The sequence below is a fragment of the Microcoleus sp. B9-D4 genome (assembly GCF_036705105.1).
Taxonomy (GTDB): domain Bacteria; phylum Cyanobacteriota; class Cyanobacteriia; order Cyanobacteriales; family Microcoleaceae; genus Microcoleus.
Window position 1 is genome coordinate 1 of sequence record NZ_JAUBTS010000080.1, and the last position, 25,798, is coordinate 25,798.

Here is a 25,798-nt window from a genome sequence, read left to right on the forward strand (position 1 = left end):
ACTCGTAGCCTAAAGGCTACAACTGCGTTTCATCCCCGGCTTAAAAGACCGGGGTTCTCACGCGAGGCGCTATAGGGTAATCCTTCCCCGCAAACGCGGGGTGTGATAGAAAAGGCGATCGCCCTTAAGTTTTCGAGGCTAGGAGGGCGATCGTTTTGAATTTTTTACAGTTTAAGGTTAAATCTAACCTGTTGTCAAGGGCAAAATGGGGCGAGTTAGACTAAAGATTCGAGAGTTGGCAGAAGAAAAGGGCTGGACGCTGCAAGACGTGGCAGATCGCTCTGGGGTTAATTACAACACGGTTAAAGGGTACGCTAGACGCGATGATGGGATGAGTATGGTCGATCTGAGTGCCGTTCAGAAGATCGCCCTTGCTTTTGATGTCATGATTGAAGATTTGGTCGAGTTTTTGGAATAGTAAGGGCGATCGCACTAATGGGATACGTTAGGCTGCGGATTCGAGAACTAGCTGAGCAAAAGGGTTGGACACTAAAGCAAGTTGCCGATCGCTCGGGAGTCAACTACAACACTGTCAGAAGCTACGGGAGGCGCGATGCTTTGAATACAGTCGATCTTTCTGCTGTCTACAAAATTGCCCGCGCCTTCGACTTGACAATGGAAGATTTGGTCGAGATTTTGGAAGATTGAAGGCGCACCAATGGGGCGAGTTAGACTAAAAATTCGAGAGTTGGCAGAAGAAAAGGCATTGATTTTGCGATATAATGCAGTAGAGTTTTGCGCGTGACAAGCGCAGTGAAGTCCTTCTAAAAAACATGGTTCAGTCCATTGCAACAGTTTCACTAGAAGAGTTTCTTGCTCAACCAAATATTGAGTCTTCGCCCGCATGGGAATTGATGGCTGGGCGAGCAGTCCAAAAAACTATGCCAACTCTGTTTCACTCGCGACTGCAAAACAACTTGGTTAACTATATCAACGATCGTACCGACAGATTTGAAGCAGTTCCAGAATTGCGCTGCTTGGTACCTCCCCATTCACCAGTGCCAGATATCGCGATCGTAGCGTGCGATCGGCTTCCTGATGAAGACGGGCCGTTTGATGGAGCGCCAGATTGGTTGATTGAAATTCGATCGCCAAATCAAAGCACTTTAGACTTGCAGAATAAGATTCTCCTTTGCCTTAGCAATGGAACGCAATTAGCATGGTTAATAGATTTATCTCGCCAACAAGTTTGGGTATGGCAGGGCGATAACCTACCCCTAGTTTGTTCGGGAGCAGACATTTTACCAACTTTAAGTATTTTACCAGAACTTACTGTTGATGCTGTGATGGCAATGACGCGGCGACAATAAGGGGTTTTTAACACTGAAACTCTAGATAATAGTCGCAGAATTTCGTCTGACACGCCCTTTCCCCTAAAATAACTTCTACTCCCTCAATCCAAAATCTAAAATCTAAAATCTAAAATCGAAATGACTCATTCCACAGATATCGTCACCCTCGCCCGCTGGATGGCCGCCGACTTCAGCAACCAAGCCCAAGCCTTTGAAAACCCGCCCTTCTTCGCCCACATCCGCGTCTGCATGAGACCTTTACCGATCAAAGTTCTGGATGGGATCAGCTTGTACCTAGAACAAGCCTACGATATTGAACTGAATGTACCGTACCGAGTCCGAGTTTTGAAATTAGTCCCGGTGGGCGATCGAATCGACATCGAAAATTATGCCATAGAAAACGAAGAACAATTCTACGGCGCTGCCCGCGACCCGCAACGGCTGCAAGAAATCAAAAAAGAACAACTGACTCTACTTCCCGGCTGCACCTTTATTACGCAGTGGACGGGCAACAGCTTCAAAGGGTCTGTCGAACCCGGAAAAGGCTGCATGGTGGTCAGAAAAGGCAAAAAAACCTATCTAGACAGCGAATTCGAGATTGACCAAGACAAATTTATTAGCCACGATCGCGGACGTGACCCAGAAACCGACGCCCACGTCTGGGGAGCCCAGGCCGGCCCCTTTGAATTCACCCGCCGGGCTAGTTTCGCCGACGAAATTCCGGTTTAATCTAAAAAAACAGACTGCTTCCTGGGCGAACACGCTTGATTAAAGGTTCAGAATGCACCAATACCTGGTACATTAACCCAGTATTGGCAAGCAAGATTCACCGTTGATTTATGAAAGTCCTGGTTATTGGTGGCGATGGCTATTGCGGTTGGGCAACCGCACTCTACCTTTCTAACAAAGGTTACGAAGTTGGCATCCTCGACAGCTTCGTGCGGCGGCACTGGGATCTGGAACTGTGCAGCGACACCCTCACTCCCATCGCACCGATTCAGCAACGACTCCAGCGATGGCAAGATTTAACGGGCAAGTCGATCGACTTGTTCGTCGGTGACATCACCAACTACGATTTTCTCAGCAAAAGCATGAGAAAATTTGCACCAGAGGCGATCGTCCATTTCGGCGAACAGCGTTCGGCACCTTTCTCAATGATCGATCGCGAACACGCAGTCCTCACCCAAGTCAATAACGTCGTCGGGACACTCAACCTGCTGTACGCCATCCGCGAAGACTTCCCCGATTGTCACCTAGTGAAATTGGGGACAATGGGCGAATACGGCACGCCGAATATTGACATTGAAGAGGGCTACATTACGATCGAACACAACGGTCGCAAGGATACACTACCCTATCCCAAACAACCAGGCAGTTTCTACCACCTGTCAAAAGTCCACGACTCCCACAACATCCATTTTGCTTGCAAAATCTGGGGTTTAAGAGCCACCGACTTAAATCAGGGCGTAGTCTACGGCGTGCTCACAGATGAAACCGGCATGGATGAACTGTTGATCAACCGTTTGGACTACGACGGAGTATTCGGTACAGCATTGAACAGATTTTGCATCCAAGCTGCGATCGGTCATCCTTTGACAGTTTACGGAACTGGCGGACAAACCCGCAGCTTCTTAGACATTCGGGATACCGTGCGGTGCGTGGAATTGGCTCTAGCCAACCCCGCCGAAGCCGGACAATTCCGCGTCTTCAACCAATTCACCGAACAATTCAGCGTCGGCGACTTAGCCTCCTTGGTGCAAAAAGCAGGCATGGCAATGGGATTAAAAGTAGAAATCAACAACATCGAAAATCCCAGAGTCGAGAAAGAAGAACATTATTTCAATGCCAAAAACACCAATTTGCTAGACCTCGGTTTGCAACCGCACTATCTCTCTGATTCCCTGCTCGATTCTCTGCTGAATTTTGCTACAAAATATCAGCACCGTGTCGATAAAAACCAGATTTTGCCGAAGGTTTCTTGGAAGTAATTTCTGGTATCTATTTGCGGGTAAGAGATTTTTTAACGAACCGCGAAGGCGCGAAGGGCGCGAAGTAAGAGAAAAGAAGGGAAGAGAGGAGAAGGGTTCGCAAGTTCTGAATGGATTTGGCTGTATATTACGATGATCTATCTTTTTTATCTCTTGCTCTGTGTTCTCTGTGTCCTCTGCGGTTAATTAAAAGATGGCATCAGGTTTTTACTGCTGGCTTGTTTGGGAATAAAGGCCGTGAAAAGTCGAATTCTCATTCTGTTACTTTTAGTGGTTATGCCTAGATTTTCAGCGAAGGCAGTTTGTGCTTATTATTTAATAAGAGAATGGGTCGCTGTAACGCTAAGTAATCTAAATTAGTGGCGAATTAGCGAAGGCTGAATTTGTCACTTAAAAAGCAAGATAAATTGCCGGAACAGCGCAGGAAATTCACACAATTAATTGCTTGGCTGAAAGTGTGGGATGGCTTTGAGGTGGGATAATTTTATCTATTCGCATTCAGGGAATTTGGATCTGACCCCAAAAACCTCTCTCTCGGAATTAGCGGCACTGAAACAGAAAGAAGAAGTGTAGAAAAGCAGCCGATCGCGCGCCATGACTTACTCGCCGTGAGACAGTGTATCCTGTTACCGATGACCTTGGCCTCTGGCTATGATTATCGGCTCCCTAAGTAACTTACTTTTTATGAAAATTGCTCTTTTCACTGAAACATTTCTGCCGAAAATAGACGGCATTGTAACGCGCCTGATTCACACTGTAGATCACTTGCAGCGATCGGGCGAACAAGTTATGATATTTTCTCCAGATTACGGAATTAAAGAATACAAAGGCGCACGAGTTTACGGTGTGGAGGGTTTGCCTTTGCCGATGTACCCGGAACTGAAAATGGCACTTCCTTCTCCGGCTGTCGGTCGCCAATTAGAGCAGTTTAAACCGGATATTATTCATGTTGTCAATCCCGCTATTTTGGGATTGGGCGGTATATATTACGGGAAAAAGTTCAACATTCCGATTTTGGCTTCTTATCACACGCATTTGCCCAAATATTTGCACCACTACGGTTTTGGAGTCCTCGAACCTTTATTATGGGAATTGCTCAAAGGTGCTCACAACCAAGCAGAATTGAATCTGTGTACTTCCACAGCGATGGTGGAAGAATTGAGAACCCACGGCATTGAGCGGGTAGATTTGTGGCAGCGGGGCGTAGATACTGAAATGTTTGTCCCGGAATTGGCAAGTCGAGAAATGCGATCGCGCCTTTCTGCAAATAACCCAGACAGTCCCCTGCTGCTGTACGTCGGCCGCCTCGGTGCAGAAAAAGAAATCGAACGCATCAAACCAGTTCTCGCAGCGATTCCCGACGCCCGCCTCGCCTTAGTGGGAGACGGCCCGCATCGGCAAACCCTGGAACAATATTTTGCCGGTACACCCACCAATTTTGTCGGCTACCTCAAGGGGCAAGAACTCGCAAGAGCTTACGCATCGGCGGACGCCTTCATTTTTCCCTCCCGCACCGAAACCCTGGGCTTAGTGCTCCTAGAAGCAATGGCTGCGGGAACGCCTGTAGTGGCGGCGCGCAGCGGCGGAATTCCCGATATCGTCACCGACGGTGTTAACGGATATTTATTTGACCCCGCCGACGAAGAAGGAGCACTAGCTGCCACCAAGCGTCTGTTTGCGAATCCCGAAGAACGGGAAACCCTGCGCCACAACGCTCGCCGAGAAGCAGAACGCTGGGGTTGGGCCGCCGCTGCCGCACAACTCCAGCGCTACTATCAATCAGTGGTGTTTGCCCAGTCCATGCCCAGAGCGGCCTAAATGTCAGGATCTGTAGCACCTTTAAACATCACCGCCAGCTTAGCTTGGCTGTTCGATCGTCAGTTGGTAGTGAAAAGCGATGTTTTCAAAGACCGATCGAACTTTTTTGCTGCATAAATTACCGTCGCTATCCTGCTGTTGCGTTTACCATTAAACTATGAGTAGCTCTGTAGGAATGCCTTGCGCGCTGCTTTCATAGCGCCCTTTACCTGACCGGATACGGTCGCCGAGTGCGCTAAAACAGTCACACCGCGCGCTGGGGCCGAGCACAGAGCGTCAAATCTACATTGCACTCTCGATCGAACTAAAGCTTGTCACCTAATTTTCAGGCTAGCAGTTTTGCAAACTCAAGTTCAGCTTGAATTGACGAACCCTCATCAGTATCGAGGTTGGAAAAAAGATCGATCGAGCATACATAACAAGCAAACTGAAGTTGCGTGCGCCACTTTTGAATTCACGATTCATCAAAGCGACAAGCGAATGCCAATGCGCTGGCAAACAAATTCAAGAGTTTGCACCGCCACTGAATCTCGCGCCGATCGACCTGCGGTCAGTCTACCCCTCTGAGAAAGCAGTTAATCATGACATTCTCCAATGCTGGTAGCGTTCTGGCTACACTGACTCAAGTCAATTTTATGGGGGCATTGACCTCCCGTGTTAAGAGCCTGCCAGTTCCTGAATTAGTGTGCCTGCTGGACTTTATCACGGCTGAATTTCAGCAATTTATCCGGGCGATGGACCTGATTAACAATGAAGCACTCGAAAGTCTCTTAGAGCAACTTTTAGATGCCTTCACTGTCAAAATTGGTCAAATTTTGCAAGCAGACCGGACAACAATTTTTTTGGTTGACTCCAACAAAAATCAACTGTGGCACAAAACACTCGATCCACTTACGGGCGAGGAGGTAGAAGTACGCTTGCCTATGGATGCAGGCATTTTAGGCTACGTAGCAACAACCGGAAAATCGATTAATGTCGCCGAAGCTCGATCGCACGAGTATTTTAATACCGAAGTAGACGAACCACCGGGCTACCACATCGAGACCATCCTCTGTATGCCTATTTTTAGCAGCAAGAGCCAACATGAACCCGTAGCGGTGGTCAGACTGTTAAATAAAGCTGGCAATGTCTCCTTTAGCGAGGAAGACGAACAGCAGTTCCAAGCTTTTGCAGATTCGATCGGGATTATTCTCGAAAGCTGTCAGTCTTTCTACGTCGTGGCCCGCAACCAGCGAGGGGTTGCTGCACTTTTGAGAGCCACCACGACTTTGGGTCAAAGTCTTGACTTGGAAACAACTTTGCGCTCTGTCATGGATCAAGCTCGCGACTTGATGCAAGCCGATCGCAGCACGCTATTTTTGTTAAATCGGGAAACCAACGAACTTTGGACAAAAGTCGCCAAGGCCGACGGCAAAACGATGATGGAAATCCGTATTCCTGCGAATAGGGGAATTGCTGGCTACGTGGCTTCGACTGGTCAACCTCTGAATATTACAGATGCTTACGACGATCCCCGCTTTGACCCCTCTACAGACCAGCAAACGGGATACCGCACTCGGACTGTCTTGTGTATGCCCGTGCATAACGCTAAAGGTGAGCTGATCGGGGTAACTCAGCTAATTAATAAGAACCAAGGTACTTTCACCCCTTCCGACGAAGAGTTTTTGCGAGCGTTTAATTCCCAAGCGGGAATGGCGTTGCAAAATTCTCAACTGTTTCAGAACGTGATGGTGGAAAAGCAGTATCAGAAAGATATGCTGCAAAGTCTTTCTGACGCAGTGATTTCCACGGATTTGAAGGGGCGAGTTGTGACTATCAACGAAGCAGCCCTAGAATTGTTGGGCTGTCCGGTAAATCAAGCTAAAAGCAAACACAATCCCCAGATTTGGGAAGATAAACTGGTGAATCGCTATGTTTGGGAAGTTGTGCCGATCGACAATTTGCAATTTCGACTAGAAGACAGTCTCAAAACTGCTGCCAGACATTACGTTCCCGAACAAAGTTTAACTGTGGGACTGTTGGTAGAAAAAACGCTAAATTCCCAAAAAAAAGAACAAGAAGAAGAAGAAGAAGAAGAAGAAGAAAGTTATATTTTGGCCGTGCCCGATCGCACTGACCCTAATTTATATTACGCTTGGGGCGAAAACCGCGCGTGGACTGAGGAAGTAGCGCTGGCCGAATTAGCTAATGCCCAATCTCTATTTGCGCTGCGAAATTCTGCCCTGTATCACCCTTATTGTCCGCTGCCCATCCCCGCCTCTCGAATTAAAGTCATTGAACGTAGTTTGAATTTGACTGTCAACCCGCTAATCAATCCAGAGGGCGGCGTGCGCGGCGGTTTAGTGGTACTCGAAGACATCAGCCGCGAAAAGCGGATGAAAAATACGATGTACCGCTACCTGACTCCTGGAGTCGTAGATAAAGTGATGGCCTTGGGTGAAGGCGCCCTGATGGTGGGCGAACGCAAAGAAGTGACTATTTTATTTTCCGACATTCGCGGCTACACCACGCTGACCGAAAATTTGGGAGCGTCGGATGTGGTATCCCTGCTGAACGAATATTTTGAGACGATGGTGGAGGCCGTTTTCCACTATGAAGGCACTTTAGACAAGTTTATTGGCGATGCTTTAATGGCGGTGTTCGGCGCGCCCCTGCCGCTGAACCCCCCGGAAAGTCACGGTTGGATGGCGGTTCAGTCGGCTTTAGATATGCGCCGGCGTTTGAAAGAGTTTAATGATTCTCGCCCCGGTGCAGATCCGTTTCGCTTCGGAATTGGGATTAGTTCTGGAGAGGTAGTTTCGGGGAATATCGGTTCCCAAAAGCGAATGGATTACACGGTAATCGGCGATGCGGTGAATTTGAGCTCGCGCTTGGAACAGCTTACAAAGGAGTATGGATGTGATATAATTTTGAGCGAATTTACATACAGTTTGTGTCGCGAAGGAATTTGGGTGCGAGAGTTAGACAAGGTGCGGGTTAAGGGGAAAAATCAGCCAGTGGGTATTTACGAGTTGCTGCAAAATAGTTCTGAACCCATTGATGGGGAAACCGTTCGGTTTTTGGAACTTTACAGTAACGGTAGGGAGGCTTATATTGCTAGAAATTTTCAGAAAGCTATTAGTTATTTTGAAGTGGCTTTAGCACTGCGACCGAGCGATAGACCTGTGGAAGTTCACCTCGACCGCTCCCTCAGCTATTTGGAAATACCCCCGCCCGATGATTGGGACGGCGTGCATACGATGACAACCAAGTAGTAAATTATATTACATCCAACTTCTCAAAAGTAAAAAGATTTGATAAAGCTATGAGATCTTCCTTATGACAGAGTTAACAAATGTAAAAATGTGAAAACATAAATCGGATGCCATATTAAAGTTTAGTATTTATTTCCAGGCTAGCAATTAAATGAGTTATTTATCTGTTCCGAATGCCACAAAAGCCGATCGGATTCTGGTGGTAGACGACGCACCAGATAATGTTTTGTTGGTTCAGACAATCCTAGAAGAAGAAGGTTACGAAATTAGCACGGCAGAAAACGGCTTTTCTGCCTTGAGTCAAATTGACAAAGCAGCCCCGGATTTGGTACTGCTAGACGTGATGATGCCGGGAATGGATGGTTACGAAGTCACTAAACGAATCCGAGAAAATAAGGAATTGCCCTTTATGCCGATTTTGCTGATCACGGCTCACGACAGTGCGAGCGTAGTGCAGGGATTGGACATGGGAGCAGACGATTTCATCCGCAAACCAGTCGAAATGGATGAACTGCTGGCGAGGGTACGATCGCTCCTGCGGCTAAAACACAGCGTAGACGAGCGTAATTCGATCGCCCTCCAGCGCGAAGATTTTGTCTCCCGACTCGCTCACGACTTGCGGACGCCCCTCGTAGCAGCCGATCGCATGCTAAGTTTAATGCAGCAGGGAGCTTTGGGAGAAATTTCGCTTCCCATGCGCGACGCTTTCGGGACGATGGTTCGCAGCAACAAAAACCTGATCGCGATGGTAAATATGCTGCTGGAAGTATACCGCTACGAAGCAGGCCGCAAATCCCTAAGTTTCGCTGCCGTGGACTTGCGCCAGCTTATTACTGAGGTAGCTGAAGAACTAGCTCCCCTAGCGGATGCTAAAGGTTTGTCGGTAAATTTAGACTTGACAGAAAGTGCAGAAAGTGCACCGATTGCGAAGTATCCGGGCGATCGTCTGGAACTGCACCGCTTGATGACAAATTTAATCGGAAATGCAATTAAATTCACCGACAACGGCTCAATAGATGTCAGCTTAAAAGCTGCTAATTCCCCTGCTTATACTAGCTTCAAAAACCAACCGCTGGCATGGGTGATCATAGACATCAAAGACACCGGTGCCGGCATTTCTCCCACCGAACAAGCAAAGTTATTTGAAAGGTTTAGCTCGGGAACTCATAAGAAGTCCAGTACAGGTTTGGGACTACACCTCTGCCGCCAAATAGTCGAAGCTCACCGCGGCACGATCGAGGTAAAATCTGAGTTGGGCCAAGGCAGCTTGTTTACTATTCGCTTGCCTTGTTAGAACAGTATAATTCACCCTAACTTTGGGGTGCGAAAAGCGAACATTAGTACAGATACACTGTAATTGTAGGGTGCAAAGTGCGTACCTAATCGAATTATGGTTAATTTACCCGATGTCATATAATTACTTCGCAACCGAATTTATGGCAATATGTCTAACTGTCCAGTGTGCGGTGCTGAATACATAGAAGAAAAAGCAGAGTTTTGCTCGATTTGCGGCTGGGATTTGACTCCCTACCCGCAACGTGCTAAGCCCTCCAAAACTTATTTAAAAAAAGAACAAGTTAGATTGCAGTGGGCAAAACAAATGTGGGAATTGGCCCGCACTCAACAAAATTGGTCAGCTAAATTTGATGAGTTGCATGGGGAATTGCAGCAAGGTGCGATCGCCCGCACATACCTGCAATCTCAGTTAGAATGGGTTCTGTACCGCCTCGAACAACTAAACCCCGAATTGATTGTCAGCACTCTACTGCGACTAGAAGACAAAATCGGCGCCATAACTGAGTCAACTCCGGCTATCTCGGAAGTGGGGATGGACTATCGACAACTGACAAAGCTATTAGAAACCGGAAAATGGCGCAAAGCTGATGAACACACTTGGGAAATCTTGCTGCAAATCGCTGTCAGGGAAGACGAAGGCTGGCTGAGTGCAGCCGATATTGACAGTTTTCCTCCTACAGACCTTCGCACGATCGACCAACTTTGGCAACAATACAGCAGCGGGCGGTTCGGGTTGAGCGTGCAGCAGCAGATTTGGGAAAGTACCGAGGCAAATTATACTGAATTTTGCGATCGAGTCGGCTGGCGAGTCAAGGAAAATTGGAAATATTACAGCGAGCTCTCCTTCAACGAAGATGCTCCCCCCGGACATCTCCCCGTCACCGCATGGAGACAGCGCGCCTGTTACGGTGCGGGTAAACTCACCGCAGCAGAAAACTTTGCCCGCATCGCTGCGAAACTCGCAACTGGCGATCGGTAATCATCTAAAATAAAAAATTCAAAATCGACATTAACTGCTATAATCAAAACGGTTTAGCAACTGGGGCTGTGGCTCAGATGGATAGAGCAAGCGCCTCCTGAAGAATCGGGCACCCTGCGAGGAAACTCTGGGAGTGAATGTGGTCAAATTTGGTGAAACCTAAAGAGTTTGTGGGTTCCTATGACTCTAAGGCAATACCAAGCCAAGCCTGAGTTCAGAGCGATTAAACAATCGCCTATATTGAAATCAGGAAGGTTTAGAGACTAGACGGTCACCACCTAAAAGCTGCAAGCATATGGTGAAGGTATAGTCCAGAGAGTGGGGAAACTCACACAAATCTGAAGCGCTAGGCCGCCGGTTCGAACCCGGCCAGTCCCGTTAAAAACCAAGAAAAATTAAAAGCAGGAGGGGTAAGCCTAAGTTTTGCCCCTCTTTTTTGCATATCCGCTAACGAATTCGCCCACAGACGAATACTTGCTTGAATACGAGGACTTACGCAGAACCTCTATAGAATCCATCTGAAATCTAAAATCTGAAATCTAAAATCTAAAATCACCTGTTTAAGCCCCAGCACAACCGTAGAGTCAATCTAAAATCTAAAATCTAAAATCTAAAATCTATGATCCGCCGACCCTTTTTTAAATTTTAATTTTTAATTCCTGTTAGTGGGCTATACGTGCGGTATTTTTTGCTATGGTTCCTTTGTGAGTTACATAAAATTTTTATAGGTTTAGATGTGGTTAAGAATCAATTCAAACACGCGGCGTTACCAGCCTTTGAATACTTCACGCAGTTTTTGGTTCCTAGTAGGGCTTTTGATGGCGTTTTGGTTTGGCTATCAGCAGCTTAAGAGCGAATTTCAGAGACCCCAAGCTGTGTTAGTTCTAGGTGGGGCTACTGAGCGAGAGGTGTTTGCCGCCAAATTTGCTCTGGATCACCCTGAATTGCCGATTTGGGTGTCGTCTGGCAGCAATCCTGAGTTCGCGGAATGGGTGTTTTCAGAAGCGGGAATTGAGTCCGATCGCGTCCACTTAGACTACAGAGCGGTGGATACGGTAACAAATTTTACCACCCTGGTAGATGAATTGAAAGCTAGAGGCATTGAGAGCGTGTATCTGATCACTTCTGACGATCATATGCGGCGAGCTCAGATTATCGGCGAAATCGTACTCGGTAGTCGAGGCATTAGCTTTAAGCCTGTGGCAGTTCCGTCTGGGCGAACCCCCGAACCGATGCAAAAAGCTGTTCGCGACGGCGCTAGGGCTATTCTTTGGCTGACAACCGGTTATACAGGTGCTAACTTCAGCCAAGCCAGAATGGAATAAACAAAGGAAAGCACTGAGCAAGTTTTAATTTTTTTCCATTCCCTCTGGTTTTAAAACTTGTCTCCTCTAGCGATTTAACGAACCGCGAAGACGCTGATGACAAATGCGTAAAAGAAGAGAAGAGAAGAGAAGGAGTAGTTTAAAATTAATAGATGAACTTCAAAAGCTAAAGTTAATGACCGAGCAAATTCTGCCGCAAGTTCTGGATAAAATTTTGAGTGACAGCAAAACGCCGGATGCTGTTTTTTCGGCTTTGGTGCCGGCTTTAGGCGAGGTGTTAAATTGCGATCGGGTCTTTCTCTACCTCCGCAATCCTGAAACGCAAAGGGGCAGAGTACCTTACTGCTGGCGTCGCAACTCGAACTTTCCAGAGATTGGCGACGCGGAATGGAAAAAAGAACCCGAATCTTTAGGGGAAGAAGACCCTTTGTTTGCAGCAGCTTTGCGAACTGAACCGTCAATTTTTGTTGAGGATGTTGAAACAGCCAATCCTGAAGTAGTCAACAAAAATTTTGAGGCAAAAGAGTTCGGACATCGAGCTTTGATTCACGCTCACCTTTGTGCTGACGGCTTATTGTGGGGGGTTTTGCAGCCTTGTATGTTCGATCGCCCCAGAGTTTGGACTGACTTCGATCGCCAAGTTATCGCAGCAGTTACAGAAAAAATTTCGCCTTTAGCTGTCGCTTATGTCACTGCCTCAGCATCAAAAGATGAGCGATAAAAATCAATATCAATAATTGACTTGTAAAGAGGGGGTGGGCAATGAATGAATGAATGCTTTCCGGCAGACGACAGACCGTTTCCGGTTCCCCCCTTTTTAAGTTAGGGGGGATCGAGCCGCTAATTTTCACAGAAAATTCGGGTACAAAATTTGAGCTGATTGTTCTCACCAATGGTGAGGTGTGCATCGCCCTACAGATAGAGTTGGGTGCACAATTCCTGTTTAAAAAACGCCCCAATTTTGAAGGCCCCGACCGCTGAAAATCCCTTGAGCCCGACTAATATCATCCTCAGCGCCATCTACTACTACCAAATAATCGCCGGCGTGCAGGCGATCAGTGTAAATTCTAGCTGTTTCTTCGGGAATTCCCAAGTCAGTCAAGGCCTTGACCACTCCACCGAAAGCCGCCGCCGAGACGCCAGTGCTTGCTACGCTAGCCACCAGTGAGGCGCCCAAAGTCCCCGCTGCAATCATCGGCCCGATTCCGGGAATAGCTAAACTTCCGAGACCCACTAGCACGGTGGCTAAAGCACTATTTGTCAGAGTGTCTGCTACCACTCCTGCTCCTGTGTCTAGATTTTTATCGCCTACCTGAGCGATCGTTTGAGTATCGCCTACAGACTCACCTGCATCCCTAGCAACAACCGAAACTGTATCCATTGGAAACCCGGAAGATTTCAATTCTGCCAGAGCTTGCTCGGCATCTTCGCGGTTAGAAAACAATCCCAACGCGCGGGTTTGATTGCTTGTTACCATATCTTTCTTCTTATCCCCTGTAAAATTAAACTCAAATTCAAGCCTAATTATTGCGCTTGTTTTCAATCACTTATATTGATATTTTTCGAGGTTTATCTTCAGCATTCATCTATCTGTAGATATAACTTGAAAAACCGCAAGAAAAGTTATAAAATCAGCGACCCAAATCGTGCATCGCATTAATCTCGATCGCACATCTTTGAGTCAACGCTTGCAACTCCTCGCGATCCGAAGAACCGGGCGCTTCAATTAGCTTGCCAATTCGCACCGTCAGCGGCACCGGACGCGGGATTCCCGAACCTTTCGACGAAATCGCGTGAGTTCCCCATAAACTAACAGGTAACAGCGGCGCTTTTGCCTTAGCAGCTATCAGCGCAGCACCTAATTTCGGTTCAGTAATTCTGCCGTCTGGGGTGCGAGTTCCCTGCAAAAATACACCCGTAGCCCAGCCATTTTCCAGAGAGTTGATAGCCGAGCGAATTGCACTGCGATCGGCACTTTCCCGCTTGACTGGATAAGCACCGTAAAGCGTAATTGCCTGCTTCAAAATAGGAACTTTAAATAACTCTTCCTTTGCCATAAATGCGACGGGCCGCCTCATGCAATTTGACAAAATCGGCGGGTCAAAATCGCTGGCGTGATTGCTGACTACCACCAGTGGCCCTTCTGTCGGAACATTTTCTGCACCATAGATACGGCCCCGAAAGTACAGGTGCAGCATCGGGCTGACAATTGACCATTTGAATAAATAGTAGAGAAGTAAACTTTCGACTGGTTCGCGACTTTTGCTCACAGAAAAACCTTAAATTTTAAATTACATCGAATATTAGCCTATCAGTTCAGCAATCAAAAAAGAAGCACTACACAGATTTTGACACGGATACACGGATAGACCCAGCGATCGGACTGTTTAGCTAATTGGCTAAGTTTACTATCATCAGTGTATCCGTGTTTATGCGTGTCGTGCTGTTAGATGATTCGGCGGTTGAAACCGCTTTGCAAGCTTGTGTAGCGCCAGAATTTATTCTGGCGAATTCTTTACAAAGGCTCAATTTCCGGCCAGCATAGCTTTCTGTCCTTCCGAAGAAGTCGCGTAGCCCAAGAAATCCTTAACTGCTTGGCTAGGAGGATTTTTGTAAGCGTAGTACAACTGCCGCTTGTAAGGATAGTTACCAGCATCCGGCGTCGCACCGTTAACGGGAACAACGCGCACCGTTCTCTGATTGGCTACTTGAGCGAAAGTCGCATAGCCAATACCGTTATTGCCTAAAGCTTGCAGCAGGGGAGTTGTCGCATCTCGATCGAGCGTGGTAATATTTGCCGTCGTACCAAACTCGCCACCTCCAAGCACTTGTTCTTTAAACGTTTGGTGAGTGCCACTAACTGCCGGTCTGTTAATTACTTTAATCGGGCCTGCCGGGCCGCCGACTTTCGACCAGTCTTGAGCATTTCCCTTGAAGATATCTTGAACTTGAGCGGAAGTTAAACCTCCTTTGAAGGGGTTGTTAATGCCAACTACAAGGGCGATCGTATCTAGGGCAACAGGCACCGCGGCCAAACCCTGACCTTGTTCTTGAGCCGTCAAAGGTCGCGATACCGCTGCAATATCGGCTGTTCCCGCCGCCAAATCCTGAATTCCTTTTTCAGAACCGTTCGCTTTGGTATCGACTGTCGTGCCGGAAAATTTGCCTTGAAAGCCGTTCTTGAGGTTCTGATTGATTGTCACCATGCTGGTGGAACCGTCAATTCTCACCGCCGTACCCGCAGGTACGGAAGCTGGAAGCGCAAAGGAAGTAGCTGCAACAGGGGAAGCACCGCCGACTACTGGCGCGACGGGAGGCAGATTGGCTCCACTATCGCCTGCGGGTGTGGGAGTGGATGTATTATTAGCATCCTGGGACGGTGGTTTGTTGAGAAAAAAGAACCAACCGCCACCGGCAAGCAACAGAAATAACAGAATAAAAACTATGGGGGGAGGCCCGCTCTTAGCCATAAAATTGTCCTTAGCTGGGAAGTTGTTTGTTGTTGGAGTCGTCTAACATTTGTAGCCTGCGATTAACTTCATCGTCTAAGGTCATATTTTCTAATTCGGCCTGAAGTCTTTCTTGGGGATTCTCAGATATTTCTGCTAAAGCTTGCTGTTTGAGGTTGCGGCCGTGGACGGCGTTTTTGGCTTGCTCAAACTGCGATCGAGCTGAATCTATACTGAGGTCGTTGTTGACTTTGGATATGGCTCCTAGGGCTTCGTTAATCTCGGCCATATCTTTCATATTTTGCATATCGGTTTTGTAAGCTTCCAGCTTCATCCGTTCTCGATTTAGCTTGTCTTTGGAAGCGTTGACGTATTGTTCGGCTTGTTTTACTTGGGATTCTAATTGCGGCAGAATTTGTTCTGTCTGAATTACCTTCGCCATTGCCAAGCGGGCTGCTTCTTCGTTGCCGTTGCGCTGGGCTGTGATGGCTTGGCGCTCTACGGTTTGCATTTCCCTAACTTTTTCTTCATATTTCGTTTTGGCGCGCTGGTAGGCTGCAACTTGGGTGGAGACTGCTGCTGCTAGCTTTTGCACGGATTCTTGCATCGATCGCAGCGACTCTTCGGCTACCGCCACCGACACCTGGCCGCCGGATTCCACGGGCAGTCCCCACATCCAATTCCAGGCACCTACTATGGTTCTGCCTGCCTTGTCGCCCATCAACCAGTAAAGGACTTTTTTCATATAAATACCAGATAAGCTTGGTTTTTATGCCTAGTTTACATCAGGATTTGTCGATCGCCCCGTCAATCGATTTTAGATTTTAGATTTTAGATTTTAGATTTTAGAATTGAAGCATTGACTTGCGCGAGATAAATTGGGGAGATCCTTTATCGGATACAGGTTTTTTATTTCTGGACGGATGAATCACGTGGCGGGTATCCTGGATGCTTTCGGTCAGGTCGATCAATATCTAGATTTTTGATTAATATTTTCTAACTGTCTTGATCACCTATCCCCAAGTTGCACAACAGGCAATATTCGGATTTGCCTGTTGTGCTATTTGTTTTTCGGCAATCTTCAGGCCAATTAACTCTAAATTTTATAACCTGCCATTTAATAACAGGCTAAAAATAGATTAAGCGGGCAAATCTGCAAAACTGCTAACATTTACCAGTGCTAAATCGGGACAAGTCCGTTTGATCAAACCTGTGAGAACTTTGCCGGGGCCAATTTCCACTACGCGATCGATTCCTTGTTGTGGCAATTGCAGAGAAATTTCTCGCCAACGCACGCCTTTGGTCATCTGCTGAGTCAACCGCTGCTTTAAAGTGGCTGCGCTGGTAGTGGCTGAGGGTTCTGCGTTCGAGAGAACCAGCATTTTAGCATCGGAAAACCTTGCAGACTTTAAGGCTAGTTGAAACTCGGCCGCCACCCCGGCCATCAGGGGAGAGTGAAACGCACCGGAAACATTCAATTTAACAGCGCGTTTGACTTTGATTTTGGCAAGCAAATCTTCTACTGCTGCGGGCGTTCCAGAAATCACGACTTGTGCTTCGCTGTTGTCGTTTGCCAGCACTACGTCTCGGCTGTATTGAATTTGCAGTTCTAGTTCCTGCCTGTCGAACCCGATCAAAGCCACCATTTGACCGCCGGAGGCAGTGTCCATGAGTTCGGCGCGACGTTTGACTAAGCGCAATCCGGTTTCAAAGTCAAAGACGCCTGCTGCGTAGAGGGCAACATATTCTCCTAAACTGTGACCGGCAACTACCGCTGGCCGATCGCTTTTCTCTCGCACTAAGTCGGCCAAAATACTTTCTACTACGAACAAGCAAGGCTGAGTGTAGAGAGTCCGAGATAGTTTTGCTTCTTCTTTTTGGCAAACTTCCGGGACAGACCAGCCTAAAATTTCTTTAGCGAGCTCAAATTTGGCTTTGGCTGTTGGCAAGTTTAATAAGTCTGCACCCATCCCGATCGCCTGGGAACCTTGTCCGGGAAATACCCATGCTGTTTTAGTCATTTTTCCGGTAATCTGCTAATTGGTGGTTGCTAATTGGTGATTGCAAAAATTCTTTCTTTCCCGCTTCTAAGTTCGCTCGCTGGTATCCGCTATCTTTCGGTTAACGAACTATCTACTCGCGACTCATAATTATAACATCTAACTGCGATTTTTACCAGGTTTATTTTTTTTTGCTACTTTAATTTGATTAATAGGCGTAGCACAATTTTCAACCTTCAAACCGGGGAAAGTCGATCGAAGAATAGAGGATTTTCCCTTTGAGCACGCGCTTGTCAATAACTGTTGTCCGGGTGGTGCACCGCTGCGAACCTTGCCCTATGTATGGCGTGTTAAAGGATTTGTATTTTACTCGATCGAACTCCCGACAATAACCGGAGCAAGTTTACAGCCGGCCGCCAAATATTACCTTCCCCATTGAAAAATCGCAGCCCCCCAAGTCAAACCTGCACCGAAACCAGCAGCAGCAATAGTATCACCCGCTTTAACTTTACCCATACGCACGGCTTCGTCTAAGGCAAGGGGAATTGAAGCCGCTGAGGTATTGCCGTAATTCGCCAAATTGCTGATTACTTTTTCGGGGGGAATCTTTAGCCTTTGGGCAACTGCATCGAGAATCCGCTGATTGGCTTGGTGCAACAACAGCCAGTCAATTTCAGCAGCGCTGACATTTGCCCGAAACATAGCTTTTTCTATGACTTCCGGCACTTTTCTCACGGCAAAGCGATAGATTTCTTGACCATTCATTGTGATGGGTTCAAATCCGCCCACTCCGACGCTGACGCCCTCAATTAATTCTTTTGACTCGGCTTTGTAAGCCAAATTTAGAGACGAATTTTGTGTGCCGTCGCTGCGAATTTCAAATCCCAAAAAGGAATCGACTTCTGAAGCTTGCAATACCACCGCACCTGCACCGTCTCCAAATAGAATGCAAGTACCCCTATCCGACCAATTCACCCAGCGAGACAAAATATCTGCTCCGATTAGCAAAACATTTTGATAAACCCCTGTCCGAATGAACTGCGAGGCTGTAACTAAACCAAAAATAAAGCCCGAACAAGCTGCTGTCAAATCAAAAGCCACAGCTTTTGTCGCGCCTAACTGATATTGAATTTTACTGGCCGTGCCAAACAAATCGTCAGGACTGGAAGTCGCCAAAATAATTAAATCGATATCTGTCGGCGAAATTTCTGCCATTGCGATCGCCTTTTGAGATGCCTCTGTGGCTAAATCGCACAAAGAAGTGCGATCGTCCGCCAGCCTGCGGGAACGAATGCCCGTCCGCGCCCCAATCCACTCGTCATTCGTTTCTACTATCTGACTCAAACCGTTATTATCCAGTGAAACCTGCGGTGTACAAGAACCGCTACCTGTGACGGCAATGCCGAACCCTGATTGCTGCAACATTCCTCTCCATTTACTCGCTGTTCGATCTAGAAATTAAAAATTAAAAACTACCAATTAAAATTATTTTTTAAACTGCTGAGATTACTTTTTTAAAAGCAAAACCGCTTGTTTAAGCTGACATTTTTAATTTTACATTTTTAATTTTTAATTTCTACTTACTGCCTCTAATTCACAGCTTCTTGTTCCAGAGCGCTTTGGTGATTGGACGATCGAATTCGCTCCAGCACTTGGTTGTCAATAGCCTCTTTCGCCAAACGAATGGCATTAAAAATCGAGGCAGCTTGAGACGAACCGTGGCTGATAATGCAAACTCCAGCAACGCCCAATAGCAAACCGCCGCCGTGTTCAACGTGGTCTACCCGCTGCTTAAACCCCTTGAGGCTTTCTTGCAAGAGGGGAGCGCTAATTTGATTTTTGAGTCCGGCTGCCAATTCTTCCTTAAGCACTTGCACCACGACTTCGCCCACCGCTTCGGCAAACTTCAACAACACGTTGCCGACAAACCCGTCGCAGACAATCACGTCGAATTTCCCCGACAGCACGTCGCGGCCTTCGGCATTGCCCACAAAAGGAATGTTCGGGTTGTCCACCAATAACTGGTGGGTTCGCACGGCTGCGTCGTTGCCTTTAGAAGGTTCTTCGCCAATGTTGAGCAGGCCGATTTTAGGTTCGGCGACGCCGAGCACGCACTGGCTGTAAATAGTTCCCATAAGAGCGAACTGCTCCAAAAATTTGGGGCGGCAGTCCACATTAGCACCGACATCGAGAATGAGTACAGAGCTGCCCGGTATCATTGTCGGCAAAACCGCACCAATCGCAGGGCGATCGATTCCGGGGAGCCGCCCCAACCTGAGCAGGGCAGCAGCCATTGCCGCGCCGGAGTGACCGGCGGACACCACAGCATCAGCTTGCTGCTGCTTTACCAAGTTCATCGCTACGTTAATCGAAGCGTTGGGCTTGCGTTTGAGGGCACTTAAAGGTTCTTCGTGCATTTCCACCGCTCCTTCAGAAGGAACGATTTCTAGCTGACCTGTACAGACGCGGCCGATCGCGTCTTGTTGCCGGAGCGAGTCTTCTATTTGCTGTGGGTCGCCCACAAGCAAAATCTCTACGCCTAATTCTTCTTGTGCCTTAAGCGCTCCAGCTACAACTTCGGCGGGGGCATGATCCCCACCCATAGCGTCTATTGCAATTCTTGCGCGTGTCGATCCCATTGACCAATGTTTGAGAAACACTAAAAATTCTACCAGGAAGTCAGGAGCGTGAATCCACAAGTCTGAATAAAGAACTAAAATCCGCTCGCTAGGGCGATCGGACAATTCTTATTTCCGACTACTCTGATAGAACTTGTTTTGTCACTACTTTACTATTTTTGACTGCCTATTGAAAAAATCAATGCAATAGTTTACATGACCGCAAGCACTTTAGTCCGGGAACCCCGGATTCATCCGTGGAGCGAAAAAACAGCTCCCTATCCTCATCACTTGCCCCCGGATTTATCAGTGGGAGCGCTTTCTTCAATCTGAAATCTAAAATCTAAAATCTAAAATCGATTGACTTTAGGAGTAAAAAATGCTGGATTTATTTAGCTCAGGGATGATGTCTCTGTGGCTGGACATGGCTGGGGTAGGCAGTGCCGCACCTAATGCTGCGTCAGTGCTGGCTTGGCGGGGAGGGATACCTGGGTTAGTGGTGGCCCAAGATTTGGCTTTTGGGGGAATAAATGCGGCAAATCCAGACTTGCCAGCAGAAGCGACGGTGCGGGAATATTTAAAAGAGTTGAAAGACAAGAACCTGATTGATGGGAATCAGGGAATTTGGGTGCAAGCGGGAATGGTGCCGCTGGTAAGTCAGCAAGGCAAGACGCTGATGCCTGGGGCTTCGCTGACTAAGATTGCGACTTCTCTGGCGTCGCTGGAGACTTGGGGCCCGGATTATCAGTTTGAAACGCGGTTCCGGGGAACCGGGCCGATTAGCAATGGTGTGTTGCAGGGAGATTTGGTGGTCAGCGGCGGGGGCGATCCGCTGTTTGTGTGGGAGGAGGCGATCGCCGTGGGCAATGCTCTCAATCAAATGGGTATCGAGCGCGTGGCGGGAAATTTGGTGGTGACAGGCAATTTTCGCATGAATTACGAGTCAGATCCTCTGGTGGCGGGGGAGATACTGCGGCAAGCTCTTGAGGGTAGCAATTGGCCTGCGGACGTGGTGGCAATGTATTCTAAGATGGCTCCCGGAACTAGAAAGCCGCAAGTAACGGTGGCCGGCAGCGTCATTGCTGAGAAATTTGTGACTTCGGGGCGTTTGCTGCTGAAACGCCGATCGCTTCCTTTAGCCGAAATTCTCAAGCAGATGAACGTCCACAGCGACAATGAAATGGCTCAGATGCTGGCCGACGATTTGGGCGGGGCAAAGATAGTGCAGCAGCAAGCGAGTTGGGCTGCGGGGGTGCCGGAGGAGGAACTTCAATTAGTTAACGGTTCGGGATTGGGAGTGGAAAATCGGATGTCTCCGAGGGCGGCTTGTGGGATGATGCAGGCGATCGCCCGCAACCTTCAGACTACTGGGCTGACGATTGCTGACTTGTTTCCGGTGTCCGGGCGCGATCGAGGAACTTTGGAAAATCGACACATTCCGCGATCGGCTGTGGTGAAAACTGGTACTTTGGACACGGTGATTGCTTTGGCTGGAGCTATACCCACGCGCGATCGGGGTTTAGTGTGGTTTGCAATTATTAATCGCGGCACCGATTGGGACTCTTTGAGAGCGCAGCAAGATATATTTTTGCAAAAATTGGTGCAGCAGTGGGGAACTGCATCGATTTTGCCAGTAGCAATTACACCGCACATTGACGGCGCCAGACCTGCCTTGGGGGCAGCAAATCGTAGCGATATTTTGGTGGGAGGTTAAGAAATAGGGGTTTAGTTGAGGTTCGGGGAAGGAGCACTGACAAAATAGCTTAGAATTGGAACAAGACTATTGTGCAAGAAGATGATCAAACTGCGATTGAAGAGATACGGGAAAAAACGCGAGACAAGCTACCGGATTGTAGCGATGAACAGTTCTACTCGCCGCGACGGCCGTCCCCTAGAAGAGCTCGGCTATTACAACCCCAGAAATAACGAAACCAGGCTGGATGTTCCAGCGATTGTCAAGCGCCTGCAAGACGGCGCTCAGCCAACTGACACCGTGCGTGACATCCTGAGAAAAGCCCATGTATTTGAACAAGTCGGAGCCGGAGCCAACGTTGAATCCAGCACAGCAACAGTCAGCTAGTCCCAACTATGCTGGACTGGTTAAGTTTTTAATTGGGCCTTTTTTAGAGACCCCCGGCTCTTTGCGGGTTGATTGCGAACTGCACCCGCGCCAATCGCGGGTCTGGGTTAGGCTGGCTTTTGAAGATCCCGACAAAGGCCGGGTTTACGGTAGGGGTGGACGCAATATTCAGGCAATTAGAACTACGCTTGAAGCAGTGGCGCAGACGGCGGGTCAGTCCCTCTACTTAGATATATACGATGGTGAAGCGGGCGATCGTGGATCTGGCCCGCCCAGGGGCGATCGCGATCGCCCGGATCGCGACCGCCCAGATCGTGGCTCGCGGGAGCCGCGAGGCGACTTCCGACCCCGGACGCCACCTCCGTCGCCGAGTCCCTTGGCTAGCAGAACTCCGAGAGAACAACCTCGCCGTACTAACACACCTACGTTTAGAACGAGCAGAAATACTCCCGGTTATTAACTAACTGCAGAAACCAGAAAGAATTTTAGATTTTAGATTGCCTGTTGTAGAGTTTGTATTACAAGCCCCGTTTGGTTTGAAATTGCCGGTTTTGCGATCGGAAACAAATGTAAAATTTAAAATTTCAAATGTCAGCGGCATCAGGTTCATCTAAAATCTAAAATTTCAAATCTAAAATCTAAAATTGCCTGACTTAATAGAAGGGAGATTTGATTTGTGCCTCAAGCACCAAACTCATTTGGGAGCTAAATCTAAAAGACGCCTTAGATACTAGGTAAAACCTAGTAACGGGCGTCTTTTTGTTCGCAAATAGTGACTGGTGGAAGGTTTAGTTGTTAACTTTTAATTGCTTATTTGGAGGAGATTATGTTGGCATGAATGAAAAACTAACAATAGAGTTACCGAGCACCCAAAGTGCAATGTCGCTGGCCGGTAATCAAGAAGAAAACCTGAAAATGATCTCTAAGCAAACCGGTGCTACCCTGGTAATGCGAGGGCAAGAACTGCTGATTTCTGGCACAAAAAGTCAAGTAGAATTGTGTCATAAATTAGTGCGATCGCTCTCCGACTATTGGAAATCCGGCAAAAATATTACCGGAGTTGAAATCCAGACGGCGCGCCAAGCTTTGGATACCAACCGCCAAGGCGATTTACAAGACTTGCAACGAGACGTTCTCGCCAGAACCCGCCGCGGCGAAGAAATTAGAGCCAAAACCTTCAAGCAGCGGCAATACGTCCAAGCAGTACGCACGCACGACCTGACATTTTGCATTGGCCCCGCTGGTACTGGCAAAACATTTCTAGCTGCTATTTTCGCCGTGCAAGCGCTGTTGAGCAAGCAGTACGAACGGCTGATTTTAACCAGGCCAGCCGTGGAAGCTGGCGAAAAATTAGGGTTTTTGCCGGGAGATTTGCAGCAAAAAGTCGATCCATATTTGCGCCCGCTTTACGACGCCCTGCAAGAAATGATCGACCCTGAAAAAATGGCGGATTTAATGGAAAGAGGCTTGATCGAAGTAGCTCCTTTAGCTTATATGCGGGGGCGCACTCTCAGCAATGCTTTCGTAATTTTGGACGAAGCTCAAAATACGACGCCGGCTCAGATGAAAATGGTGTTGACTCGTCTGGGCTTTCGATCGAGAATGGTAGTGACGGGGGATATCACTCAAACAGATTTGCCGCCAAACCAACAGTCGGGATTGTCAGTTGCCCAAAACATTCTACGCAACGTTGAGGGCATTGCTTTCTGCGAATTCTCTCAGGCGGATGTGGTGCGACATCCTCTAGTGCAGCGGATTGTCGCTGCTTACGAACTGCACGAAACATAGTCATTAGTCAGTTGTTGTTGGTTGTTAGTTATTGTTGTTTTTAATTACCAATAATCAATGCCCAAGGCTCTTGGGCCCAATGCCCAATGCCCAATGCCCAATGCCCAATTCCCAATGCCCAATACCCAATTCCCCAATTAAATTATGCCTAATCTGAAAGAATTCTTGGAAGCTTGCGAACAATTGGGAACGCTGCGTTTAATCGTGACTAGCAGCGCGGCGGTGCTGGAAGTGCGCGGTTCAATTCACAAGCTGTTTTATGCGGAGTTGCCGAAGGGTAAATATGCCAATATGCACGCCGAAATATTTGAGTTTCACCTAAATATGGACAAAATAAAACAGGTGAAGTTTGAAACGGGTGAGGCGAAAAGAGGCAATTTCACTACTTATGCAATTCGTTTTCTAGACGAACAAAATGAGGCTGCTTTGAGCGCGTTTTTGCAGTGGGGAAAGCCGGGAGAATACGAACCAGGACAGGTGGAAAATTGGCACGACTTGAAGGAAAAATATGGGGAGGTTTGGGAACCTGCACCTGTTGAGGCGCTTTAAAAGATAGGTTTTTCCACCTTTGAATTGCATATTGGGGGCGGGTAGGATGCCCAACCCCTACTCCCCACAAGCAGAACATTTATTTTTGTGCAACAGGCATCTTGCCTGTTTATGAAAATGGTATAAAATATGATGTTTAACTGATTTGTTGTCTAATTTTTGAATTAAGGAACCGCAGAGGGCGCAGAGAACGCAGAGAAGAGAAAGAGAGACCGAAAATTAGTTGTTTGAATGTAATTGGGTATGAAGGTATTTTGGAGTTTTTGTTTGGTTTTGCTGGTGTTGCTGTGGGGTGGCGTTGCGAGAGCGGGGGTTTTGGGCGATCGCCTATCGAGTTTTCCCAATTGGGAAAGCAAGCCTCCTATCGCTGTAGCTAAGGGAGATTTGGTATATCCCGAGTGGATGGCGGGGAATTGGAATGTTGCTAGCACTTTGGTGGATTTAGCCGCTCCTTTAGCGCCAAATATTGTCACGCCTGGGTTTGAAAGCAACCGCCAGTATTTGCAGCATCCTGTATTATTTAAAGTTCGATTTCAACCGGAAAAAAATATTGGGTTAATTTATAATTATACATTGAAAAAGGCTCAAAAGATTGTAGCCGATCGCACTTTTAACGGTTTGAATATTGCCAAGGCTTATTTAGGCGAGCGAGGCGTAGTTTCGGTGAAAGTCGATCCGACCAATCCCAACCGCCAAATTACTGTTTTGAAAGGGGAACGCCAATTAATTTCGATTGTTACCAGTCGGGGAACTGAGACGCCGAATCCTCGCGAGTTTGTGTCTACAGAGATTTCTCAGCAGATTTTTCGGGGAGAGTCTGATATTTATTTAAACGAGGTGGAGACAACAACGGCTTATCGAGTTGTTGGAGGCGGGAAAAATGGCGATTCTGCGAGTAAAAGAATTGAGGCGGATCAGGTGACAGCGATTTATTTGTCGCCACAAGACCCGGATTATTTTGCTGCTGGGGGGCATCCTGTGGCTTTGTACCGATATCGGTTGGAGTTGGTGCGGGCCTAATTAAGGTGTCATCTCGATCGGTCTAGCAATGGGCTTTTTTCGCCCCTGTCTCTGGTTTCATCAGCTTTCCTGATGACCATCATCAGTTTAACTGTCGTCAAACCCCTTTACAAACCTTAACGATAGGCGTAATAATATAAACATCATCCGAACATTGACAACCAAATACAGCAATCATAAAACCATGACAACAACCTTACAGCAGCGCGAAAGCGCCAACGTCTGGGAACGCTTCTGCGAGTGGGTCACAAGCACAGACAACCGCATTTACATCGGTTGGTTCGGAGTCTTGATGATTCCTACACTCCTGAGCGCCACAATTTGCTACATCATCGCCTTCAT

Annotated in this window: 25 protein-coding genes and 1 pseudogene; 19 read left to right on the forward strand and 7 right to left on the reverse strand. The window is 47.6% G+C overall.

Features of this window, described 5'->3' with window-relative positions; genetic code table 11:
• Positions 1-205 precede the first annotated feature (205 nt).
• From QUB24_RS29690 to QUB24_RS29745, 12 genes are all read left to right on the forward strand, one after another.
• Positions 206-418 (forward strand): helix-turn-helix transcriptional regulator, encoded by a 213-nt coding sequence (locus tag QUB24_RS29690; RefSeq protein WP_333150720.1) that lies wholly within the window; start codon positions 206-208, stop codon positions 416-418.
• A gap of 17 nt (positions 419-435) precedes the next feature.
• Positions 436-648 carry a helix-turn-helix transcriptional regulator gene (locus QUB24_RS29695; protein ID WP_333157180.1) on the forward strand — a complete coding sequence of 71 codons (213 nt, stop codon included), beginning with the start codon at positions 436-438 and terminating at the stop codon, positions 646-648.
• Positions 649-773: 125 nt separating this feature from the next.
• Positions 774-1,310: a Uma2 family endonuclease gene (locus QUB24_RS29700; protein WP_333157181.1), complete on the forward strand. Its 537-nt coding sequence runs from the start codon at positions 774-776 to the stop codon at positions 1,308-1,310.
• Positions 1,311-1,430: 120 nt separating this feature from the next.
• Entirely contained in the window at positions 1,431-2,021 is a 591-nt protein-coding gene (locus QUB24_RS29705) for a chromophore lyase CpcT/CpeT (RefSeq protein WP_333157182.1), read from the forward strand.
• Between the two features lie 110 nt (positions 2,022-2,131).
• The gene (locus QUB24_RS29710) at positions 2,132-3,280 is read left to right on the forward strand and encodes an NAD-dependent epimerase/dehydratase family protein (protein WP_333157183.1); all 1,149 of its coding nucleotides are present in this window, start codon (positions 2,132-2,134) and stop codon (positions 3,278-3,280) included.
• Positions 3,281-3,964: 684 nt separating this feature from the next.
• Positions 3,965-5,098, forward strand: coding sequence for a glycosyltransferase family 1 protein (locus QUB24_RS29715; protein ID WP_333157184.1), 1,134 nt, complete (start codon positions 3,965-3,967; stop codon positions 5,096-5,098).
• Positions 5,099-5,437: 339 nt separating this feature from the next.
• Positions 5,438-5,665: a hypothetical protein gene (locus QUB24_RS29720; protein WP_333157185.1), complete on the forward strand. Its 228-nt coding sequence runs from the start codon at positions 5,438-5,440 to the stop codon at positions 5,663-5,665.
• A gap of 14 nt (positions 5,666-5,679) precedes the next feature.
• A complete protein-coding gene (locus QUB24_RS29725) occupies positions 5,680-8,352 on the forward strand; it encodes a GAF domain-containing protein (protein WP_333157186.1) in 2,673 nt (890 codons plus the stop codon).
• Between the two features lie 151 nt (positions 8,353-8,503).
• Positions 8,504-9,646: a hybrid sensor histidine kinase/response regulator gene (locus QUB24_RS29730; protein ID WP_333157187.1), complete on the forward strand. Its 1,143-nt coding sequence runs from the start codon at positions 8,504-8,506 to the stop codon at positions 9,644-9,646.
• Positions 9,647-9,796: 150 nt separating this feature from the next.
• Positions 9,797-10,627, forward strand: coding sequence for a GUN4 domain-containing protein (locus QUB24_RS29735; RefSeq protein WP_333157188.1), 831 nt, complete (start codon positions 9,797-9,799; stop codon positions 10,625-10,627).
• Positions 10,628-11,361: 734 nt separating this feature from the next.
• The gene (locus QUB24_RS29740) at positions 11,362-11,952 is read left to right on the forward strand and encodes a YdcF family protein (RefSeq protein WP_333157189.1); all 591 of its coding nucleotides are present in this window, start codon (positions 11,362-11,364) and stop codon (positions 11,950-11,952) included.
• 175 nt (positions 11,953-12,127) lie between these two features.
• On the forward strand, positions 12,128-12,673 hold the full coding sequence (locus QUB24_RS29745; RefSeq protein ID WP_333157190.1) for a GAF domain-containing protein: 546 nt from the start codon (positions 12,128-12,130) through the stop codon (positions 12,671-12,673).
• Positions 12,674-12,895: 222 nt separating this feature from the next.
• Here QUB24_RS29745 and QUB24_RS29750 read toward each other — a convergent pair whose 3' ends face one another.
• The 7 genes from QUB24_RS29750 to plsX form a co-directional block, all read right to left on the reverse strand.
• Positions 12,896-13,429, reverse strand: a complete 534-nt coding sequence (locus QUB24_RS29750) for a hypothetical protein (protein ID WP_333157191.1) — start codon at positions 13,427-13,429, stop codon at positions 12,896-12,898.
• A gap of 154 nt (positions 13,430-13,583) precedes the next feature.
• A complete protein-coding gene (locus tag QUB24_RS29755) occupies positions 13,584-14,222 on the reverse strand; it encodes a lysophospholipid acyltransferase family protein (RefSeq protein WP_333108164.1) in 639 nt (212 codons plus the stop codon).
• Between the two features lie 255 nt (positions 14,223-14,477).
• The gene (locus QUB24_RS29760) at positions 14,478-15,422 is read right to left on the reverse strand and encodes a phosphate ABC transporter substrate-binding protein (protein ID WP_333157192.1); all 945 of its coding nucleotides are present in this window, start codon (positions 15,420-15,422) and stop codon (positions 14,478-14,480) included.
• Between the two features lie 10 nt (positions 15,423-15,432).
• Positions 15,433-16,146, reverse strand: a complete 714-nt coding sequence (locus tag QUB24_RS29765; protein ID WP_333157193.1) for a PspA/IM30 family protein — start codon at positions 16,144-16,146, stop codon at positions 15,433-15,435.
• Positions 16,147-16,540: 394 nt separating this feature from the next.
• Positions 16,541-17,422, reverse strand: a complete 882-nt coding sequence (gene fabD / locus QUB24_RS29770) for an ACP S-malonyltransferase (RefSeq protein ID WP_333108168.1) — start codon at positions 17,420-17,422, stop codon at positions 16,541-16,543.
• 402 nt (positions 17,423-17,824) lie between these two features.
• A complete protein-coding gene (locus tag QUB24_RS29775) occupies positions 17,825-18,826 on the reverse strand; it encodes a beta-ketoacyl-ACP synthase III (RefSeq protein ID WP_333157194.1) in 1,002 nt (333 codons plus the stop codon).
• 164 nt (positions 18,827-18,990) lie between these two features.
• Complete coding sequence (plsX, locus tag QUB24_RS29780) at positions 18,991-20,040, reverse strand: phosphate acyltransferase PlsX (RefSeq protein ID WP_333157199.1); 1,050 nt, start codon at positions 20,038-20,040, stop codon at positions 18,991-18,993.
• 358 nt (positions 20,041-20,398) lie between these two features.
• Between plsX and QUB24_RS29785 the strand changes: the two genes are divergently transcribed.
• The 7 genes and pseudogenes from QUB24_RS29785 to QUB24_RS29815 form a co-directional block, all read left to right on the forward strand.
• Positions 20,399-21,733 carry a D-alanyl-D-alanine carboxypeptidase gene (locus QUB24_RS29785; RefSeq protein ID WP_333157195.1) on the forward strand — a complete coding sequence of 445 codons (1,335 nt, stop codon included), beginning with the start codon at positions 20,399-20,401 and terminating at the stop codon, positions 21,731-21,733.
• Positions 21,734-21,814: 81 nt separating this feature from the next.
• Positions 21,815-22,099, forward strand: a complete 285-nt coding sequence (gene rpsP / locus QUB24_RS29790; protein WP_333085027.1) for a 30S ribosomal protein S16 — start codon at positions 21,815-21,817, stop codon at positions 22,097-22,099.
• Positions 22,071-22,559, forward strand: a complete 489-nt coding sequence (locus QUB24_RS29795) for a KH domain-containing protein (RefSeq protein WP_333085049.1) — start codon at positions 22,071-22,073, stop codon at positions 22,557-22,559. The genes rpsP and QUB24_RS29795 overlap by 29 nt, the downstream gene beginning before the upstream one ends.
• A 374-nt stretch (positions 22,560-22,933) precedes the next feature.
• Complete coding sequence (locus QUB24_RS29800; protein WP_333157196.1) at positions 22,934-23,887, forward strand: PhoH family protein; 954 nt, start codon at positions 22,934-22,936, stop codon at positions 23,885-23,887.
• A gap of 144 nt (positions 23,888-24,031) precedes the next feature.
• Positions 24,032-24,436 carry a ChuX/HutX family heme-like substrate-binding protein gene (locus tag QUB24_RS29805; RefSeq protein ID WP_333157197.1) on the forward strand — a complete coding sequence of 135 codons (405 nt, stop codon included), beginning with the start codon at positions 24,032-24,034 and terminating at the stop codon, positions 24,434-24,436.
• A 243-nt stretch (positions 24,437-24,679) separates the two neighbouring features.
• Positions 24,680-25,456, forward strand: a complete 777-nt coding sequence (locus tag QUB24_RS29810) for a DUF6816 family protein (protein WP_333157198.1) — start codon at positions 24,680-24,682, stop codon at positions 25,454-25,456.
• A gap of 184 nt (positions 25,457-25,640) precedes the next feature.
• Positions 25,641-25,798, forward strand: a pseudogene (locus QUB24_RS29815) (photosystem II q(b) protein); the annotation flags it as partial.

Bases quoted from the DNA above. Each gene is read 5' to 3' on its own strand.
- QUB24_RS29700 (WP_333157181.1), top strand. From the start codon at position 774: ATGGTTCAGTCCATTGCAACAGTTTCACTAGAAGAGTTTCTTGCTCAA.
- QUB24_RS29760 (WP_333157192.1), bottom strand. From the start codon at position 15,422: ATGGCTAAGAGCGGGCCTCCCCCCATAGTTTTTATTCTGTTATTTCTG.
- QUB24_RS29785 (WP_333157195.1), top strand. From the start codon at position 20,399: ATGCTGGATTTATTTAGCTCAGGGATGATGTCTCTGTGGCTGGACATG.
- QUB24_RS29765 (WP_333157193.1), bottom strand. From the start codon at position 16,146: ATGAAAAAAGTCCTTTACTGGTTGATGGGCGACAAGGCAGGCAGAACC.
- QUB24_RS29805 (WP_333157197.1), top strand. From the start codon at position 24,032: ATGCCTAATCTGAAAGAATTCTTGGAAGCTTGCGAACAATTGGGAACG.
- QUB24_RS29740 (WP_333157189.1), top strand. From the start codon at position 11,362: ATGTGGTTAAGAATCAATTCAAACACGCGGCGTTACCAGCCTTTGAAT.
- fabD (WP_333108168.1), bottom strand. From the start codon at position 17,422: ATGACTAAAACAGCATGGGTATTTCCCGGACAAGGTTCCCAGGCGATC.
- QUB24_RS29810 (WP_333157198.1), top strand. From the start codon at position 24,680: ATGAAGGTATTTTGGAGTTTTTGTTTGGTTTTGCTGGTGTTGCTGTGG.
- QUB24_RS29800 (WP_333157196.1), top strand. From the start codon at position 22,934: ATGAATGAAAAACTAACAATAGAGTTACCGAGCACCCAAAGTGCAATG.
- plsX (WP_333157199.1), bottom strand. From the start codon at position 20,040: ATGGGATCGACACGCGCAAGAATTGCAATAGACGCTATGGGTGGGGAT.
- rpsP (WP_333085027.1), top strand. From the start codon at position 21,815: ATGATCAAACTGCGATTGAAGAGATACGGGAAAAAACGCGAGACAAGC.
- QUB24_RS29745 (WP_333157190.1), top strand. From the start codon at position 12,128: ATGACCGAGCAAATTCTGCCGCAAGTTCTGGATAAAATTTTGAGTGAC.
- QUB24_RS29695 (WP_333157180.1), top strand. From the start codon at position 436: ATGGGATACGTTAGGCTGCGGATTCGAGAACTAGCTGAGCAAAAGGGT.
- QUB24_RS29750 (WP_333157191.1), bottom strand. From the start codon at position 13,429: ATGGTAACAAGCAATCAAACCCGCGCGTTGGGATTGTTTTCTAACCGC.
- QUB24_RS29705 (WP_333157182.1), top strand. From the start codon at position 1,431: ATGACTCATTCCACAGATATCGTCACCCTCGCCCGCTGGATGGCCGCC.
- QUB24_RS29725 (WP_333157186.1), top strand. From the start codon at position 5,680: ATGACATTCTCCAATGCTGGTAGCGTTCTGGCTACACTGACTCAAGTC.
- QUB24_RS29735 (WP_333157188.1), top strand. From the start codon at position 9,797: ATGTCTAACTGTCCAGTGTGCGGTGCTGAATACATAGAAGAAAAAGCA.
- QUB24_RS29710 (WP_333157183.1), top strand. From the start codon at position 2,132: ATGAAAGTCCTGGTTATTGGTGGCGATGGCTATTGCGGTTGGGCAACC.
- QUB24_RS29715 (WP_333157184.1), top strand. From the start codon at position 3,965: ATGAAAATTGCTCTTTTCACTGAAACATTTCTGCCGAAAATAGACGGC.
- QUB24_RS29775 (WP_333157194.1), bottom strand. From the start codon at position 18,826: ATGTTGCAGCAATCAGGGTTCGGCATTGCCGTCACAGGTAGCGGTTCT.
- QUB24_RS29690 (WP_333150720.1), top strand. From the start codon at position 206: ATGGGGCGAGTTAGACTAAAGATTCGAGAGTTGGCAGAAGAAAAGGGC.
- QUB24_RS29730 (WP_333157187.1), top strand. From the start codon at position 8,504: ATGAGTTATTTATCTGTTCCGAATGCCACAAAAGCCGATCGGATTCTG.